Annotated in this window: 2 protein-coding genes; both read left to right on the top strand. The window is 44.9% G+C overall.

The genetic code is table 11. The features are described from left to right. Nucleotides 1–870, top strand: an 870-nt coding sequence (locus R7O12_RS26420; protein WP_318127033.1) for a DUF3549 family protein, incomplete at its 5' end; no start/stop codon positions are given. Between the two features lie 13 nt (nucleotides 871–883). After that, on the top strand, nucleotides 884–1,101 hold a 218-nt coding region (locus tag R7O12_RS26415; RefSeq protein ID WP_029845579.1), incomplete at its 3' end, for a DUF3301 domain-containing protein.

Here is a 1,101-nt window from a genome sequence, read left to right as displayed (position 1 = left end):
ATTGCTTATTGGAATGAACAAAAACAACCTTGGATTTGGTTTTTAAAGTTTGAACTGGTTGAGCGCGGCTTACTCAAGCAATCTGATATTGGCAACTTCATTAAATACGTAGTTGAAGCCATGGGCACTCGTCTAAGCGAAGAGATGTCTGAAGAGCAACAACAAAAACTCTCCAATAATCCATACACGTTCAAACCTTCTGAAGACAAAATGGCGGTATTCCACAGCCAAGTTCGAGCAAATTTGGATCTACCCACCAGCCAATATTACGAACATACACAGCACTACTTCACAGGCGGTCTAGGCTGGGAAAACTGGCAGACGGTTGGCCTGCAAGGAATCACCGATATCGCCGCACGCCTTGGTAAAGAGCAAAATGCGGTCACTCTGCGTAAAGCTCTCAATCATTTACCTAACGAGCCTCTATACGCACTGCTTGGTGCTCTTGAGCATGTCGACTTACAAGAACGACTAGCGCAGCGTATCGCAGAAAAAGCGCAGCAAGAGATTCACAGCGCAGAACCAGATTTGTTCTTGCTATCGGCATTAACTCGAGCGTTAGCAGGCGCTCCAACTGAAGTCTCTTTACCAGTACTAGAAGCGATTTTGCAAAGCCCTCGTTTAAGTCACCAAGAAGTACTGATCGGTATTGCGGGACGAGCATGGCATCTTCTTTCTGATGCAAAAATCGCTGAACAATTTTTGCTGCGACTCGCACAAACAGGCAATCAAACCCTGTTCAATCAATTATTTGCCGATTTAGTTATGCTGCCAGAACTAAGAATGGTATTGCTACCTTTGCTGCACTCTAGCCCATCGGAAGAGCTAGCCACTGCACTCATCAAATTGCAGCAAGCCACAAAGGGATAAGAAAGGATTAAGGATGATAGGAGATCTACTGGCAATACTTGGACTGTGCTTTTTCTGTTTTCTATTTTGGCAACAACGACGTCAATCTGAGTTAGCCAAAGTTGCCATCTCACGAAAATGCGAGCAATTAGATCTTCAGCTCGTTAGCATCGCTTTTGGAGCACACAAACTGAAAACGCCAGACGGAGTCTGGCGTTGGCATACGGTGTATCAATTTGAGTTTTCATCTCT

The sequence above is a fragment of the Vibrio sp. Vb1574 genome, assembly GCF_033338675.1.
The sequence above is the reverse complement of the archived record's forward strand: the minus strand, read 5'-3'. Positions and strand labels throughout refer to the sequence as shown.